Source organism: Neorhizobium sp. CSC1952, from assembly GCF_030378245.1.
GTDB classification, from domain to species: Bacteria; Pseudomonadota; Alphaproteobacteria; order Rhizobiales; family Rhizobiaceae; genus Neorhizobium; species Neorhizobium oryzae_A.
Window position 1 is genome coordinate 1,506,132 of sequence record NZ_CP128416.1, and the last position, 16,131, is coordinate 1,522,262.

General features: G+C 62.6%; 13 protein-coding genes. 7 read left to right on the plus strand and 6 right to left on the minus strand.

All coding sequences use genetic code 11. The features are described from left to right. Positions 1-21 precede the first annotated feature (21 nt). Positions 22-1,335 carry a TRAP transporter large permease subunit gene (locus QTA58_RS07760; RefSeq protein WP_085421843.1) on the minus strand — a complete coding sequence of 438 codons (1,314 nt, stop codon included), beginning with the start codon at positions 1,333-1,335 and terminating at the stop codon, positions 22-24. Between the two features lie 3 nt (positions 1,336-1,338). Beyond that, positions 1,339-1,923 (minus strand): TRAP transporter small permease, encoded by a 585-nt coding sequence (locus QTA58_RS07765; RefSeq protein WP_085421842.1) that lies wholly within the window; start codon positions 1,921-1,923, stop codon positions 1,339-1,341. A gap of 204 nt (positions 1,924-2,127) precedes the next feature. Here QTA58_RS07765 and QTA58_RS07770 point away from each other — a divergent pair, with 204 nt between their 5' ends. The 4 genes from QTA58_RS07770 to QTA58_RS07785 all read left to right on the plus strand — a co-directional run bounded on the left by QTA58_RS07770 (position 2,128) and on the right by QTA58_RS07785 (position 8,601). Then, a complete protein-coding gene (locus tag QTA58_RS07770; protein WP_289672320.1) occupies positions 2,128-5,742 on the plus strand; it encodes a hydantoinase B/oxoprolinase family protein in 3,615 nt (1,204 codons plus the stop codon). Between the two features lie 16 nt (positions 5,743-5,758). Beyond that, entirely contained in the window at positions 5,759-6,970 is a 1,212-nt protein-coding gene (locus QTA58_RS07775) for a TIGR03862 family flavoprotein (protein ID WP_289673059.1), read from the plus strand. A gap of 108 nt (positions 6,971-7,078) precedes the next feature. Beyond that, positions 7,079-7,795: a YoaK family protein gene (locus tag QTA58_RS07780; protein WP_289672321.1), complete on the plus strand. Its 717-nt coding sequence runs from the start codon at positions 7,079-7,081 to the stop codon at positions 7,793-7,795. A gap of 17 nt (positions 7,796-7,812) precedes the next feature. Next, positions 7,813-8,601 (plus strand): YdcF family protein, encoded by a 789-nt coding sequence (locus tag QTA58_RS07785; RefSeq protein ID WP_289672322.1) that lies wholly within the window; start codon positions 7,813-7,815, stop codon positions 8,599-8,601. Here QTA58_RS07785 and QTA58_RS07790 read toward each other — a convergent pair whose 3' ends face one another. After that, the gene (locus QTA58_RS07790) at positions 8,602-9,075 is read right to left on the minus strand and encodes a hypothetical protein (protein WP_289672323.1); all 474 of its coding nucleotides are present in this window, start codon (positions 9,073-9,075) and stop codon (positions 8,602-8,604) included. It lies immediately after the preceding gene. 159 nt (positions 9,076-9,234) lie between these two features. Continuing rightward, positions 9,235-9,651: an iron response transcriptional regulator IrrA gene (gene irrA / locus QTA58_RS07795; protein WP_085421836.1), complete on the minus strand. Its 417-nt coding sequence runs from the start codon at positions 9,649-9,651 to the stop codon at positions 9,235-9,237. Between the two features lie 313 nt (positions 9,652-9,964). On the opposite strand from irrA, the gene fabA reads away from it, so the two are divergent. From fabA to fabI, 3 genes are read left to right on the plus strand one after another with little or no spacing between them, the layout of a single operon-like run. Next, on the plus strand, positions 9,965-10,480 hold the full coding sequence (gene fabA, locus QTA58_RS07800; protein WP_085421835.1) for a 3-hydroxyacyl-[acyl-carrier-protein] dehydratase FabA: 516 nt from the start codon (positions 9,965-9,967) through the stop codon (positions 10,478-10,480). Between the two features lie 47 nt (positions 10,481-10,527). Next, positions 10,528-11,751, plus strand: coding sequence for a beta-ketoacyl-ACP synthase I (gene fabB / locus QTA58_RS07805; RefSeq protein WP_085421834.1), 1,224 nt, complete (start codon positions 10,528-10,530; stop codon positions 11,749-11,751). A gap of 4 nt (positions 11,752-11,755) precedes the next feature. Beyond that, positions 11,756-12,562 carry an enoyl-ACP reductase FabI gene (gene fabI / locus QTA58_RS07810; RefSeq protein WP_085421833.1) on the plus strand — a complete coding sequence of 269 codons (807 nt, stop codon included), beginning with the start codon at positions 11,756-11,758 and terminating at the stop codon, positions 12,560-12,562. Between the two features lie 55 nt (positions 12,563-12,617). Here the strand turns inward: fabI and QTA58_RS07815 are convergent, their stop codons facing one another. Both QTA58_RS07815 and pnp read right to left on the minus strand, forming a co-directional pair. Then, complete coding sequence (locus QTA58_RS07815; protein WP_289672325.1) at positions 12,618-13,625, minus strand: class I SAM-dependent methyltransferase; 1,008 nt, start codon at positions 13,623-13,625, stop codon at positions 12,618-12,620. A 79-nt stretch (positions 13,626-13,704) separates the two neighbouring features. Beyond that, positions 13,705-15,849: a polyribonucleotide nucleotidyltransferase gene (gene pnp / locus QTA58_RS07820; RefSeq protein WP_289672326.1), complete on the minus strand. Its 2,145-nt coding sequence runs from the start codon at positions 15,847-15,849 to the stop codon at positions 13,705-13,707. Positions 15,850-16,131: the final 282 nt, after the last annotated feature.

Below are 16,131 nucleotides of genomic sequence, written 5' to 3' on the forward strand. Positions count from 1 at the left end.
CCATTCCCCTTTTTCAAGACGTTATCCCGGGAATGCCATTTTCGGCAGAACCATCACGATATCCGGGAAGACCGTGATGATGGCGACCGTCGCCACAAGCAGAAAGAAGAAGGGCAGCGAGGCTTTCGCGACCGTCAGGCTGTCGCGGCCGCTCATCGTCTGCAGCACGAAGAGGTTGAAGCCGACCGGCGGCGAGACTTCCGCCATCTCGACGATCAGCACCAGAAAGATGCCGAACCAGATGAGGTCGAAACCGGCCTGCTGGATCATCGGCAGTACCACGACCGTGGTGAGCACGATCATGGAGAGCCCGTCGAGCGCGGCGCCGAGCAGGATATACATGACCGTCAGCACGGCGATCAGGGCGTAAGGGCTGAGATCGAAGCTGTCGACCCAGGTGGCGAGTGCGTTCGGAATACCCGTATAGCCCATGGCGATCGACATGAATCCGGCCCCCGTCAGGATCAGCATGATCATGCAGGTGAGCCGCATGGCACCCATGACGCTTTCCCAGAAGGATTTCACCGTGAGCGAACCGGACCAGGCAGCGATCGCCAGCGACCCGAGCACACCCCAGGCGGCGCATTCCGTCGCCGTCGCCCAACCGAGGAGAAGGGTCGCGAAGACAAGCACGATCAGCAGCGTGACGGGAATGAGGTTGGCCGATTCCTTCAGCTTTTGCTTGAGGCTCATCTTCGGCGGCGCGGGCGGCTGCTTGTCCGGGTTCAGCATCGACCAGACGATGATGTAGCCGGAATAAAGCACCATGACGATGACGCTCGGCAGGAAGCCCGCGAGGAAGATCTGGATGATCGAGACGTTCGCCGCGACCGCATAGACCACCATGGTGATCGACGGCGGGATGAGGATGCCGAGCGTACCCGCACCCGCAAGCGAGCCGAGGCTCACCATCTCGTCGTAACCGCGTTTCTTCAATTCCGGCAGGGCGATCTTGGCGATCATCGCGGTGGTGGCGGCCGAGGAGCCCGAGATCGAGCCGAACAGGCCGCAGCCGAGCACGTTGACATGCATTAGCCGGCCGGGCAGCCAACCGAGCCACGGCGACAGACCGCGGAACATCTCTTCCGACAATCGGGTGCGGAACAGGATCTCGCCCATCCAGACGAAGAGCGGCAGCGCTGCCAGCGACCAGGAGGCGCCGCCGCTCCAGGAATTCGTGGCGAGCACCGCGCCGATCGGGATGCCCGGTACGAAGAGCATGGCGATGAAGCCGCAGATCAGAAGCGATATGCCGATCCAGACGCCACCGGCCAGCAGCGCCAGCAGGGCGACGAGGACGACACCGGCGATTTCGACGAGTTCGATCGTTCCCATTCGTCAGGCCCCGCTCTGGATGGCGCGTTCGATGACTTCCTCGGCGGTTTCCGGCGCCGGCTTCTCGTAGCGCGGCGAACCGCCGAACAGCACGTGAAGGAGCTCGTCGACGAAGGCGATGGCGAGAATGACCAGACCGCCGCAGAAACCGAGCTGCGGGATCCATAGCGGCACCGCGATGACGCCCTGCGAGAGATCATTGAACCGGTAGGACGTGCGCGTCATGTCGAAGGCGAACCATGCGAAATAGACGGCCGCGATCGTTCCGATTGCCAGAGCGACGATCTCGACTACCTGCCGCGCCGGCCCCTTGATGCGCTCGACCAGTAGGCCGACGCGGATCATCTCGCCGGAGCGGAACGTATGCGCGAGGCCGAGAAAGGCGCTCGCCGCCATGCACCAGGAAGCGAAATCGTCGCCCGCCGGCACGTCGATATCGAGAGGCCTGCCGGCGGAAAGCGCCATCATGATCAGGAAGATCGCGACGAGGAAAAGTCCGGCCAGCCAGCCGGAGACAAGGTAAAGCCCGTCGAGTGTGCGGCGCAGCCATTCGGGAAAGATGCTGTGACGGGTATCAACGGTGGACATAGGGCGTCCTCCGCGACACGGAGCGGCAAAAAATCATGGTCGGCTCCCCTCGGTTGCCGGTTACTCGGGCGAAACTCTTTCGGCTTCCTTGCCCGTTCGATGAGCATGATGCTTCAATAGGCATTTTCCTGTCAACTAATCATTGACGTTTTATCGACGAAATGTTTTCGTTAATGCAAATCGATTTCCAAACAGAGGCGGGACATGATCGACAGCAAGTGGGATTTCTGGATCGATCGCGGCGGCACGTTTACCGACATCGTCGGGCGCAAACCTGACGGATCGCTGATCGCTCACAAGGTTCTTTCGGAAAATCCGGAGGCCTATCGGGACGCGGCCGTGCAGGGGATCCGCGAACTTCTTGGCGTCCCTGCGGGCATGCCGATCCCCTCGCACGCGATCGGCGCCGTGAAGATGGGGACGACCGTCGCCACCAATGCGCTGCTGGAACGCAAGGGCGAGCGCACGCTGCTCGTCACCACACGCGGTTTCCGCGACGCTCTGGCGATCGGATACCAGGCCCGCGCCGACATCTTTGCCAAGAAGATCATCAAACCGGAACTGCTTTACAGCGCCGTCGTCGAAGTGGACGAACGCGTCCGCGCCGACGGCGCGGTGGAAGCTTCGCCGGACGAAGCCTCGATCCGGGCGCAACTGCAGGCGCAATTCGAAGCGGGTTTCCGTGCCATCGCGATCGTCTTCATGCATGCCTATCGTTACCCGGCTCACGAACAGCTCGCTGCTCGGATCGCCCGCGAGATCGGTTTTACGCAAGTCTCCGTCAGCCACGAGGTTTCGCCGCTGATCAAACTGGTCGGCCGCGGCGATACGACCGTCGTCGACGCCTATCTTTCGCCGATCCTGCGCCGCTACGTGGAGCAGGTCGCCGAAGAGCTTGGCGCCGGGGGGGAGAACGGGCCGCAGCTTATGTTCATGCAGTCCTCGGGCGGCCTCACTGCCGCACGGCTCTTCCAGGGCAAGGACGCGATCCTCTCAGGCCCGGCCGGCGGCGTGGTCGGTGCGGTGGAAACCTCAAGGCTTGCGGGCTTCGACCGGATGATCGGCTTCGACATGGGCGGCACGTCCACCGACGTCTCCCATTACGACGGCGAGCTGGAACGCTCCTTCGAGACGGAAGTGGCCGGCGTGCGCATGCGGGCACCGATGATGTCCATCCATACGGTGGCGGCAGGCGGAGGCTCGATCCTGCATTTCGAGAACGGCCGTTTCCGCGTGGGCCCGGATTCGGCGGGCGCCAATCCAGGCCCCAAGGCCTATCGCCGCGGCGGGCCGCTGACGGTCACCGATGCGAACGTCATGCTCGGCAAGCTCTCGCCGAAACTTTTCCCGGCCATATTCGGGCCGAATCGCGACCAGCCGCTCGACGCGGATGCGGTACGCGCCGCCTTCGAAAATATGGCTGAGGTGATCGGCGACGGCCGCACGCCGGAAGAGGTGGCCGACGGCTTCCTCGCCATCGCCGTCGAGAACATGGCCAATGCGGTGAAGAAGATCAGCGTCCAGCGCGGCTACGACGTCACCCATTACGTGCTGACCTGCTTCGGCGGCGCCGGCGGCCAGCATGCCTGCCTGACAGCCGACGCGCTCGGCATCTCGACCGTGCTGATCCATCCATTCTCGGGCATTCTTTCCGCCTACGGCATGGGCCTCGCCGACATCCGCGCCACCCGCCAGCGTACGATTTCCGAAGGACTTGCGGCGGCACTCCGATCGCTCGGTCCGATCCGGGATGAGCTGACGGCCAGCGTCGTCGCGGAAATGGCCTCACAGGGCGTTTCCGAAGCCGAGACGGACGTGCTGCACCGCGCTCACCTGCGCTACCAGGGCACGGATACGACTTTGCCCGTGGCTTTGAGCGATACGGCCGAGATGACGGCCGCATTCGAAACAGCCCATAAAAAGCAGTTCGGCTTCATCTTCGAGAATCGCGAGATCATCTTCGAAGCCTATGAGGTCGAGGCGATCGGCGGCGGTGCCGATCCTGACGAGCCGGAATTTTCACTGGATACCTCAGCTCCCGCCACAGCCGAGGAGACGAAATTCTTCTCCGGCGGCGCATGGCGCGAGGCACCGGTCTATCGCCGCGCCGACATCAAGCCCGGCACAAGGGCGAGCGGTCCCTGCCTGATCGTCGAGCCGCACCAGACGATCGTCGTGGAAGACGGCTGGGCCTTCGAGATCACCAGGCTCAATCATGTCGTGCTGAAACGCGTCACCGAGCTTTCCCGCGCCAAGCCGATCGGCACGCAGGCCGATCCCGTGCTGCTCGAAGTCTTCAACAATCTCTTCATGTCGATCGCCGAGCAGATGGGTGTCACGCTGCAGAACACCGCTTCTTCGGTGAACATCAAGGAAAGGCTCGACTTCTCCTGTGCCGTCTTCGACGAGAACGGCGCGCTGGTCGCCAACGCTCCTCATATGCCGGTGCATCTCGGCTCGATGGATCGTTCGGTCGAGACGGTGATCGCCGCCAACAAGGGCAAGATCCGTCCCGGCGACGTCTTCGCACTGAATGCGCCCTATAACGGCGGCACCCACCTGCCGGACATCACTGTCGTTACACCTGTGTTCGATGAGCAAGGCGAAAAAATCCTCTTCTACGTCGCCTCGCGCGGTCATCATGCGGATGTCGGCGGCACCGCGCCTGGATCGATGACCCCGCTTGCGACCACCGTCGACGAGGAAGGCGTGCTGTTCGACAACGTGCTGCTCGTCGACCGCGGCCGTTTCGACGAGGAAGGCATCACCAGGCTTCTCTCCGAACACCCCTACCCCGCCCGCAACGTCGCCCAGAACGTCGCGGACCTGCGCGCCCAGATCGCCGCCAACGAGAAAGGCGTGCACGAGATGCGCAAGATGATCGCGCAGTTCGGGCTCGATGTGGTGCAGGCCTATATGGGCCATGTGCAGGACAATGCCGAGGAGAGCGTTCGCCGCGTCATCGCGAAACTGGACGATGCCGAGTTCTCCTATTCGACCGACCAGGGCAGCGTGATCCGGGTGAAGATCACCGTCGACAGGGAAAAGCGCGAGGCGGTGGTCGATTTCACGGGTACGAGCCCGCAACGGCAAAACAACTTCAACGCCCCCGAACCGGTGACGCGCGCCGCCGTGCTCTATGTCTTCCGCGTCATGGTGGAAAGCTCGATCCCCATGAATGCCGGCTGCCTCAGGCCGATCAGGATCGTCGTGCCGGAAGGGTCGATGCTGAAGCCGCAATATCCGGCCGCCGTCGTCGCCGGCAATGTGGAGACCAGCCAGCACGTCACCAATGCGCTGTTCGGTGCACTGGGCGCGCTGGCCGCAAGCCAGGGCACGATGAACAACCTCACCTTCGGCAACGCGACGTACCAGTATTACGAAACGCTGTGCTCGGGCTCGCCGGCCGGCGTCTTCAACGACGGGACGGGGTTTGCCGGCACGGATGCGGTGCATGTCCACATGACCAATTCGCGTCTTACCGATCCGGAAATCCTCGAAACGCGCTATCCGGTGCTGCTCGAAGACTTCCACATCCGCGAAAATTCCGGCGGGAGGGGCAAATTCACCGCCGGCAACGGCACGACGCGAACGATCCGCTTCCTGGAAAAGATGGATTGCGCCATTCTTTCTTCGCACCGGACGATCCGGCCGCACGGGCTTGCCGGCGGCGAAGCGGGCGCGATGGGCAGGACGACCGTGCGGCGCCTCGACGGGACCTTCGAGGAACTTGGTGGCTGTGCGCAGACCGTCATCGAGGCCGGTGAAGCCGTGACGGTGATCACGCCGACTGCCGGAGGCTATGGCAAAGCGCACTGATCTGCCGTAACCGGAGATCATGACGAAGCAAGTTGCGATCATCGGCGGCGGGCCGGCGGGGCTCATGGCGGCGGAAGTGCTTTCCGCCGCCGGCTGCGCCGTGACCGTCTACGAAGCCATGCCGACCTTCGGGCGGAAATTCCTGCTGGCCGGCAAGTCCGGACTCAACATCACCCATTCGGAAGAGTTTTCAAGGTTTGCCGGACGTTTCGGTCCAGCATCCGCGCGGTTGCGCCCGGCGCTCGATGCGTTCGCGCCGGACGATGTGCGCGCATGGGCAGCGGGGCTCGGTACGGAAACCTTCGTCGGCACGTCCGGCCGCGTCTTTCCCAGGGTCATGAAGGCCTCGCCGCTGCTTCGCGCCTGGCTGCGCCGGCTGGAAGCGCAGGGCGTGACGTTGAAAACGCGTCATCGCTGGACCGGCTTTGCGGAAGACGGTTATCGTTTCGAAACGCCGGAGGGCGAACTCCTCGCCCGGCCGGATGCGGCGCTGCTGGCGCTCGGCGGCGCAAGCTGGCCGCGGCTCGGATCGGATGCCGCCTGGGTGCCGTGGCTCATGGAAAAGGGCGTCGCGATCAGCGATCTCCGGCCGGCCAATTGCGGCTTCGACGTTACCTGGAGCGAGACGTTTCGCGAGCGCTTCGCCGGCGAGCCGCTGAAATCGGTCTCGGCAACCTCCGGCGCCGGCACGTTCCAGGGTGAGTTCGTGATCTCGAAACACGGGGTCGAGGGAAGCCTCGTCTATGCCCATTCCGCCGCCTTGCGCGATAGGCTCCGCCGCGACGGCGCGGGAACGCTTGTCGTAGACCTGATGCCCGGCCGCACCATCGAGCGTCTGGTTCGCGATCTGGCGCGGCAGGATGCGAAGGCGAGCTTCTCCAACCGGTTGCGCAAGGGTGCGGGGCTGGAAGGCGTGAAGGCGGCCCTGCTGCGCGAGCTTCTCCCCGATGCCAACCGCATGGCGCCGGAGGAATTGGCAACGCTCATCAAGGCTCTGCCGATCCCGCTCACCCGCCCCCGGCCGCTCGCGGAGGCCATCTCGTCGGCCGGTGGAATCGCCTGGAGCGCCCTCGACGAGAATTACATGCTGAAGTCGATCCCGAGCCTTTTCGCCGCTGGCGAGATGCTGGACTGGGAGGCGCCGACGGGCGGCTATCTGCTGACTGCCTGCTTCGCCACCGGCAGCGCTGCGGCAAAGGGTATCGAAGCCTGGCTCAATGCCGGATAGGACTCGCTTCCGCAACGGATTTGCGATTTCTTTTACTCTCACCGGCATTGTTCCGGATCAGGGCTGAATGCCTTGATTCGCGCAAAACCTCGGGAGGAAAGGGCCTCCATGACCAGAGCAAGACGCAGACGCATCATCCGCACGCGAAGGACCGTCACGGGCCTGTCGCTCGTTGCCGCGATCTCCTTCGTGGCGGGGATGACGGATGCCGTCGGCCTCCTGCTTTCCGGCGATTTCGTTTCCTTCATGACCGGCAACACGACGCGCGCGGCTCTCTCTTTCGCCGACGGCAACTACACGCACGCGCTCATACTCTTCTCAGCGCTCTGGGTCTTCATTCTCGGCAATGCGCTCGGCATCGTCCTCGCCCATACCGTTTCCGCAAGACGCACCTTCGTGGTCCTCGCCGGTGTGTCCATCCTGCTTGCCGCGGCCTCCACGGTTCCCGGTGACATTTATCCACGCGTGCAATTTTATCTCATCGTGTTGTCGATGGGGATGATCAATGCGACCGTCGAGCATATCGAAGGCCTGCCGATCGGCCTTACCTATGTTACCGGTGCGCTTTCCCGGTTCGGCCGCGGCATCGGGCGCTGGCTCGTCGGCGACCGCAACCCGACCGGCTGGCTCATTCAGACGATCCCCTGGACGGGCATGGCATGCGGAGCCGTCACCGGCGCTTTCCTGACGAAATATGCAGGCAGCGACGCGCTCTGGTTCGTATCGGCCCTCGCCCTTGTGGTGGCCCTGGCGACGGCGATGCTGCCGCGCCCGCTGCATCTGCATTTCCAGCAGCGGATCTCGCCCGCGCGGCGCCGCATCTAATCGTTCCGGAAGATATCATGTTCCTGGTTTCCAAGCTTTTCTGGGTTTTCGCCCAGCCGCTGTCCGCCGCCTTCCTCCTCTGCGCCCTTGCTGCGCTTCTCGTTTTCGCAGGCTGGCGTAGGCTTGGCGGCCTTTCCGCGCTTTTGGCCGCCCTGATCCTCTTTGTGACCCTTTTCACCACGACCGGCACGGTTGCGCTGCAGGTGCTGGAGGCCCGCTTTCCCAAGCCCGCCCAGGATCCGCAGATGCTCTCCTGTATGATCGTGCTCGGCGGCGCGTTGGATACCGAGATCAACACCGCGCGCGGCGGCATCGAGCTCAATCAGGCGGCGGACCGGTTCGTGGAAGCGCTGCGGCTTGCCCGCAGCCATCCGGAGGCACGGATTCTGATCTCCGGCGGCGACGGTTCGATCAGCGGCATCTATGAAGGGGAAGCGCAGGCTTCGGAGCGGCTTTTCTCCGCCTTCGGCATCTCGCCCGATCGCCTCGTCAAGGAGAATGCCTCCCGCACGACCTACGAGAATACCCTCAACACCGCCGAGCTCCTGAAAGATCAGGGGCTCGAAAACTGCCTGCTGATCACATCGGCCTACCATATGCCGCGCGCGATCGGCCTGTTCAGGGCGGCAGGAATGACCGTCACGCCCTGGCCGGCCGACTATCGGACGAGCGGCATCGTCGGCCTGTCGTTCGACTTCACCCAGCCCGCGCTCAATGCCCAGCTTACCACGACCGCGGCGCGCGAATGGATGAGCCTCGCAGCCTACCATTTCGCCGGACGCATCGGCGACATCTTTCCGCGCTGACTATTTCTTGGAAATGGTGAGGAAGCGGCCGCCCCGCACGCGCACGCGCATCTCGCAGGGCTCGGCATCGGCGCGCTCGCAAAAGCGGGGATGCATCTTCAGAAGGAAGACCATGTTGCCGAAATACTTGACGAAATCATAGCCGTAGAGCTGCGCGGTGGCGATCATGAAATAGCCGCCCTCCTTGGCCTGGAGGTAGAAATTATAGGGGCAGCCGTCGTTGTTGCAGGCCGGCCCCTTCACACCGTCGCAGGTCAATTCGCCGTGGTTGGAGACCGCATCGACGATACCGTCGTTGTTGATGTCGAAGCGGCTGATGAAGTCAGGCCCGAAATCCGCAGTCTTGCACTCGGTGCGGAAGTGATTCTTCTCGTAAATCTCCGGATCGGTGATGAGCTGCTGCTGCGCGAAGGCAAGCGCCGGCGCAAAGATCAGCGCCATCATTTGCACAAACACGATCAAGAGCTTCTTCACGGCTGCACCCCGATAAAATTCACCTGTTCACGGCAGACGCTCGCGGACGACGAGCGCGATGATCGGCGGCGATGCTAAGCCCAAGCACTTGCGCGACGCTGACCGTGGCCGGGCCGGCATTCGAAAAGGCATCAAGGGGAAAGAAAGGATCAGGCCGGGTCAGGCCTTCTTCTCGCGCAGCCGGATGATGACATCCACATGGGCAATCTCCATGCCCTCCGGCGCTTCCGGCAGGTTGCCGATCTCCAGATTGCTGACCGGAATATCGAGCACCTCGTTGCGGCCTTCCACGAAGAAGTGGTGATGGTCCGAGATGTTGGTGTCGAAATAAGTCCTGGCACTTTCGACGGCCAGCACGCGAATGAGGCCGGCCTCGGTGAACTGATGCAGCGTATTGTAGACGGTCGCGAGCGAAACGGGCACTCCGGCGGTGACGGCCTCCTCGTGCAGTTCCTCGACGGTCAGGTGACGGTCGCCTTTGGCAAACAGGAGGTCGGCAAGCGCCACGCGCTGTCGCGTCGGACGCAGGCCGCAATGGCGCAGTCTCGTCTCGATGTCCGTAATGGCTTCTGCCATAATGCCCGTCAGCTCCCCACGTTCACGCAAATGTAAGGTATCTTGACTTTCCGATATAACTTTTACAGCCAGGGCTTTCAATAGTTTCCGGAGGATACTGTCCGCAGGATGGCCAAAATCACGTTATTTCCGCCACAAGCCTCTGGTTTGCGGTCATAGCTTCCTATATGCGGACCTGAACAGATGGATGTTCCACCACTTCGCAAACCACCCCAAGCGAAGCGTTGGACATCGTCACTTCAATTTCGACCGATCTTGCAATAGTGGTTCGGAAAACAGAAGGTCCAAGGCTCAACGGGGGGAACGGAATTTTATGGCAGTCAGACAGTCCAGCTTTTCGTACGAAGAACTCCTCACCTGCGCCCACGGTGAATTGTTCGGTCCCGGCAACGCGCAGCTTCCGCTGCCGCCCATGCTGATGGTCCACCGCATCACGGATATCTCGGAGACCGGCGGAGCCTTCGACAAGGGCTATCTTCGTGCCGAATACGACGTGCGTCCCGATGACTGGTACTTCCCCTGCCATTTCGAAGGCAACCCGATCATGCCTGGCTGCCTCGGCCTCGACGGCATGTGGCAGCTGACCGGCTTCTTTCTGGGCTGGCTCGGCGAAGAAGGCCGCGGCATGGCACTGTCGACAGGCGAAGTGAAATTCAAGGGCATGGTTCGCCCGCATACGAAGCTGCTCCAATACGGAATCGACTTCAAGCGCGTCATGCGCGGCCGCTTGGTGCTTGGCACCGCCGACGGCTGGCTGAAGGCCGACGGCGAAACCATTTATCAGGCGACCGACCTTCGCGTGGGCCTGTCGAAAGACAAGACCGCTTGATACGGCATGGCGCCGAAAGAAGAACAGAGAGAAAAGGTTTTGATGAGATGAGACGGGTAGTTGTCACGGGTCTCGGTATCGTATCCTCGATCGGAAGCGATGCCGCCGAAGTCACCGAATCGTTGCGTCAGGCAAAGTCCGGCATTTCATTCTCCCCCGATTTCGCCGAACACGGCTTCAAGTGCCAGGTCTGGGGCAGACCCGCTCTCGATCCGACCGACCTGGTCGACCGCCGCGCCATGCGTTTCCTCTCCCAGGGCGGTGCCTGGAACCACGTCGCCATGAAACAGGCGATCGCCGATTCCGGCCTTGAGGAAAAGGACATCAGCGAAAACGAGCGCACCGGCATCATCATGGGCTCGGGCGGCCCTTCGACCCGAACCCTGATCGAAGCCGCCGAAATCACCGTCAAGAACAACAGCCCGAAGCGCATCGGCCCGTTCGCGGTGCCGAAGGCCATGTCGTCGACGGCTTCGGCGACGCTCGCCACCTGGTTCAAGATCCACGGAGTGAACTATTCGATCTCGTCGGCCTGCTCGACCTCGGCGCATTGCATCGGCAACGCCGCCGAAATGATCCAGTGGGGCAAGCAGGACGTGATGTTCGCCGGCGGCCACGAGGACCTCGACTGGACCATGTCGAATCTCTTCGACGCCATGGGCGCCATGTCCACCAAGTTCAACAACCAGCCGGAAAGGGCCTCTCGGGCCTATGACGTCGACCGCGACGGCTTCGTGATCGCCGGCGGCGCCGGCGTGCTGGTGTTGGAAGAGCTGGAGCGCGCGAAAGCGCGCGGCGCCAAGATCTATGCCGAGATCGTCGGCTACGGCGCGACTTCGGACGGCTACGATATGGTCGCACCTTCAGGCGAAGGCGCGGTGCGCTGCATGCGGCAGGCGCTTGCGACCGTGAAGGGCGATGTGGACTACATCAACACCCATGGCACCTCGACGCCGGTCGGCGACTCCAAGGAGATCGGAGCGATCCGCGAAGTGTTCGGCGACAGGATGCCGTATATCCAGTCCACCAAGTCTCTCACCGGCCATTCGCTCGGCGGTGCCGGCGTACAGGAATCGATCTACGGACTTCTGATGATGCAGGAGCGCTTCATCGGCGAAAGCGCCCATATCGACAATCTCGATCCGGAATTCGATGGCGTGCCGATCGTCCGTAAGCGGATCGACGATGCCAAGATCGACACGGTTCTTTCCAATTCCTTCGGGTTCGGCGGCACCAACGCCACGCTCGTCTTCCAGCGCTATAACGGATAATTCCATGAGCGGAATCATGCAGGGGAAACGCGGCCTGATCATGGGGGTCGCCAACAATCATTCGATCGCCTGGGGGATTGCCAAGGCCGTGGCCGCCCAGGGCGCCGAGGTGGCTTTCACCTATCAGGGCGAAGCGCTCGGCAAGCGCGTCAAGCCGCTTGCTGCGGAACTCGGGTCCGATTTCGTCGTGCCTTGCGACGTGGAGGACATCGCCTCGGTCGACGCAGCATTCGCGGCGATCAAGGAACGATGGGGCACACTCGACTTCCTCGTCCATGCGATCGGCTTTTCCGACAAGAACGAGCTGAAGGGCCTCTACGCCGACACCACCCGCGAGAACTTCAGCCGCACTATGGTGATTTCCTGCTTCTCCTTCACGGAAATCGCCAAGCGGGCCGCAGAACTCATGCCGAACGGCGGTTCGATGCTGACGCTGACCTATAACGGCTCGCAGCGCGTGATCCCGAACTACAACGTCATGGGTGTCGCCAAGGCGGCCCTGGAAGCCTCCGTGCGCTATCTGGCCGCGGACTACGGCCCACGCGATATCCGCGTCAACACGATCTCCGCCGGCCCGGTGCGCACGCTGGCAGGCGCCGGGATTTCGGATGCCCGCGCCATCTATTCCTGGAACCAGCAGAACTCGCCGCTCCGTCGCACCGCGACGATCGAGGATATCGGCGGCTCGGCGCTTTACCTCCTGTCCGATCTTTCCCGCGGCGTCACCGGCGAAGTCCACTACGTCGACGCCGGCTACAGCATCACGTCATTGCCGACGCTCGACAAGCTGCGCAAGGCGGACGCGGAGTAGGCGAGCCCGAATCGGTCAAACAAAAAGCCCCGCCAAATGCGGGGCTTTTTGTTGTTTACTTCCGGGCCCATAGCACCTTGAAGCGAGCATTGCGGCAGGTTTCGCCATGCTCGCGGAAACCTTCCGCCAGTACCGGCTCGTAGGGCAGGCCGCGGTTGGCGACCAGCATCAACCGCCCGCCGTTCTTCAGCGCAGATGCGGCGCTGCGGATCATCGCCTTGCCGAGCTCCGGATCGGCGGCCTGCGTCTCATGGAAGGGCGGGTTCATGACGACGAGGTCGTATTTCTCCCTCACCGGCTCTGCGCCGAGATCCTGCCAGTAGAAGCGGGCATCGAGGTCGGGGCAATCGCGCTCAAGGTTGCGCTTGGCGAATTCCAATGCCCGGTAATCGGCCTCATAAAGATCGATGCGGTTCACGCGCGGCGACTTTTCTTTCAGCATCACCGAGAGATAGCCCCAGCCTGCGCCGAAATCGGCGGCATTGCCGTCGAAATCCGTCGGCAGGCGCCCCGCGAGCAGTTCCGAGCCTGCATCGACCCGATCATGCGAGAACATGCCGGGCGCCGCCTCGAAGCGGCCTTCGACCACGACAGGCAATTTCTTCAATGCCGCGATCGCCGCTTCGGCATTCTGCGGACAGGCGAACCAGATCGCCACACCATGATATTTCGGCGTGTAGTCGATCTGCAGACCAAGCTTCAGAAGCGTGTTGCGAAGCGGCTGAATGCCGTCCTCCTTGCCGCCGGCAACCACGATCATGCCGCCTGCCCTCACCCGCTCCAGGGCTTCGGCAACGCGGTTCTCGTTTTCGCCGCGATGTTTTCCGCAGAGCACCAGCGCTGCGTCGTAATCTCCGCCCTCGGCTTCGGGAACGGCGCCTTCCCGCAAAGCGCGGAAAAGCGGCCGGAACGGCTGCACCGCCGTGATGTCCGCATTAAACCCGTCCGGCAGCACATTGCCGGCCTCGGCGCCCAGGAAGATCACGCGTTCACCTTCACCGGGAATTCGGACAGCCTCGGTGGCGAAAGGATGGAAGAGGGTTTTCAGGGCGTCTCGGCTCATGGCGTGTTCTCGGCTCACGGATACAGAAAAGGCGCGGAAAAAGCTTCCGCGCCTCGTTTCTCTTGAAGAGGAAGGAAGCTTATTCGGCGGCTTCGCCTTCAGCCTTCTTCTTCTCCTGGACGATTTCCTGGCCGGTGGCCTGATCGACGACCTTCATCGACAGGCGAACCTTGCCGCGCTCATCGAAGCCCATCAGCTTGACCCAGACCTTGTCGCCTTCCTTGACGACATCGGTCGTCTTGGCGACGCGATCGGCAGCGAGCTGCGAGATATGCACGAGGCCGTCGCGGGCGCCGAAGAAATTCACGAAAGCGCCGAAATCGGCGGTCTTGACGACCGTGCCTTCATAGATCTGGCCGACTTCCGGCTCGGCAACGATCGAGTGGATCCATTTGCGGGCCGCTTCGATCTCCTTGGCGGAGGAAGAGGCGATCTTGACGGTGCCGTCGTCCTCGATGTTGATCTTGGCACCGGTCTTCTCGACGATTTCGCGGATGACCTTGCCACCCGAACCGATGACTTCGCGGATCTTGTCGACCGGAATGTTCATCACTTCGATGCGCGGTGCGAATTCGCCGAGCTGGCCGCGGCTTTCGGTGATGGCCTTGGCCATCTCGCCGAGGATATGCTTGCGGCCGCCCTGTGCCTGGCTGAGCGCGACCTTCATGATCTCTTCGGTGATACCGGCGATCTTGATGTCCATCTGCAGCGAGGTGATGCCGTTTTCCGTGCCTGCGACCTTGAAGTCCATGTCGCCGAGGTGGTCTTCGTCACCCAGGATATCGGAGAGAACCGCGAAGCGGTCGCCTTCGAGGATCAGGCCCATGGCGATACCGGCAACCGGCTTTGCCAGCGGAACGCCGGCGTCCATGAGAGCGAGCGAGGTGCCGCAGACGGTCGCCATGGAGGACGAACCGTTGGACTCGGTGATTTCCGAGACGACGCGCAGCGTGTAGGGGAACTGCTCGGCGGTCGGCAGCATCGGATGGATGGCGCGCCATGCGAGCTTGCCATGGCCGATTTCGCGGCGGCCCGGCGAACCCATGCGGCCCGTTTCACCGACGGAATAGGGCGGGAAGTTGTAGTGGAGCATGAACTGCTCCTTGTACATGCCCGTGAGGCTGTCGACATACTGCTCGTCTTCGCCGGTACCGAGGGTGGCGACGACGATCGCCTGGGTTTCGCCGCGGGTGAAGAGCGCCGAACCGTGGGTGCGCGGCAGGAGACCGACTTCGGCGACGATCGGGCGGACCGTTTCGAGGTCGCGGCCGTCGATGCGGCTCTTGGTGTCGAGGATGTTCCAGCGGACGATCTTGGCCTGCAGGTGCTTGAAGATCGCGCCGACTTCTTCAGCCGTATACTTGGCTTCGCCTTCTTCCGGCAGGAAGCGTGCCTTCACCTTGTCCTTGACGGCGTCGACGGCAGCGTAGCGTTCGGCCTTCTGGGTGATCTTGTAGGCTTCGCGGAGTTCAGCTTCGAAATGCTGCAGCATTTCGGCTTCGAGCTCGGAATAGTCTTCCGGCTGGAAGTCGCGGGGCTCCTTGGCGGCGACTTCGGCGAGCTTGATGATCGCGTCGATGACCGGCTGAAAGCCGCGATGGCCGAACATGACGGCGCCGAGCATGACTTCTTCGTTGAGTTCCTTGGCTTCCGATTCAACCATCAGGACGGCGTCGGAGGTGCCGGCGACGACGAGGTCGAGGCTCGACTCGTCCATCTCGTCGAGATGCGGGTTCAGAACGTATTCGCCGTTGATGTAACCGACGCGGGCGCCGCCGATCGGGCCCATGAAGGGAATGCCGGAGAGCGTCAGGGCCGCCGAGGTGGCGACCATGGACAGTACATCGGGATTGTTTTCCAGGTCATGCTGAACGACCGTGACGACGACCTGCGTGTCGTTCTTGTAGCCTTCCGGGAAGAGCGGGCGGATCGGGCGGTCGATCAGGCGGGAAACGAGGGTCTCGTTTTCGCTCGGACGGCCTTCGCGCTTGAAGTAGCCGCCCGGGATCTTGCCGGCGGCATAGGTCTTTTCCTGGTAGTTGACGGTGAGCGGGAAGAAGTCCTGGCCCGGCTTCGGCGCCTTGGCGGAAACGACGGTGGCGAGAACGACGGTTTCGCCGTAGGTGGCGAGGACGGCGCCGTCAGCCTGGCGGGCAATCTTGCCCGTTTCCAGCTTGAGCGGGCGGCCGGCCCATTCGATTTCGACGGAGTGAGTATTGAACATGTCTTGTCCTTCAATGCGGGGCGACGCGCATCGCCAATTCCGGCGCAGCGCATGATCGACCGCAATCAATGTGACTCATCATGGGCAAGACAACGGGAGGCTTTGCGATCATCGGCTCCCCTTTACGGAGAAACCTGGCCAAAGCTCCGTTGGGTTTCCCCTGGATCATTGGCCGAAAGCATCCGGCAATCCTGCCCCATGACAGGTCGGTGATTGGTGGCGGATCCGGCCCATCCGGGCCCGCCGTCGGTTCATACCGCGCGAATCTAGCGCGCGGCTTGA

Coding starts and splice junctions, on each gene's coding strand:
- QTA58_RS07780 (WP_289672321.1), top strand. CDS start 7,079: ATGACCAGAGCAAGACGCAGACGCATCATCCGCACGCGAAGGACCGTC.
- QTA58_RS07760 (WP_085421843.1), bottom strand. CDS start 1,335: ATGGGAACGATCGAACTCGTCGAAATCGCCGGTGTCGTCCTCGTCGCC.
- fabI (WP_085421833.1), top strand. CDS start 11,756: ATGAGCGGAATCATGCAGGGGAAACGCGGCCTGATCATGGGGGTCGCC.
- irrA (WP_085421836.1), bottom strand. CDS start 9,651: ATGGCAGAAGCCATTACGGACATCGAGACGAGACTGCGCCATTGCGGC.
- fabA (WP_085421835.1), top strand. CDS start 9,965: ATGGCAGTCAGACAGTCCAGCTTTTCGTACGAAGAACTCCTCACCTGC.
- QTA58_RS07770 (WP_289672320.1), top strand. CDS start 2,128: ATGATCGACAGCAAGTGGGATTTCTGGATCGATCGCGGCGGCACGTTT.
- QTA58_RS07815 (WP_289672325.1), bottom strand. CDS start 13,625: ATGAGCCGAGACGCCCTGAAAACCCTCTTCCATCCTTTCGCCACCGAG.
- QTA58_RS07765 (WP_085421842.1), bottom strand. CDS start 1,923: ATGTCCACCGTTGATACCCGTCACAGCATCTTTCCCGAATGGCTGCGC.
- fabB (WP_085421834.1), top strand. CDS start 10,528: ATGAGACGGGTAGTTGTCACGGGTCTCGGTATCGTATCCTCGATCGGA.
- QTA58_RS07785 (WP_289672322.1), top strand. CDS start 7,813: ATGTTCCTGGTTTCCAAGCTTTTCTGGGTTTTCGCCCAGCCGCTGTCC.
- pnp (WP_289672326.1), bottom strand. CDS start 15,849: ATGTTCAATACTCACTCCGTCGAAATCGAATGGGCCGGCCGCCCGCTC.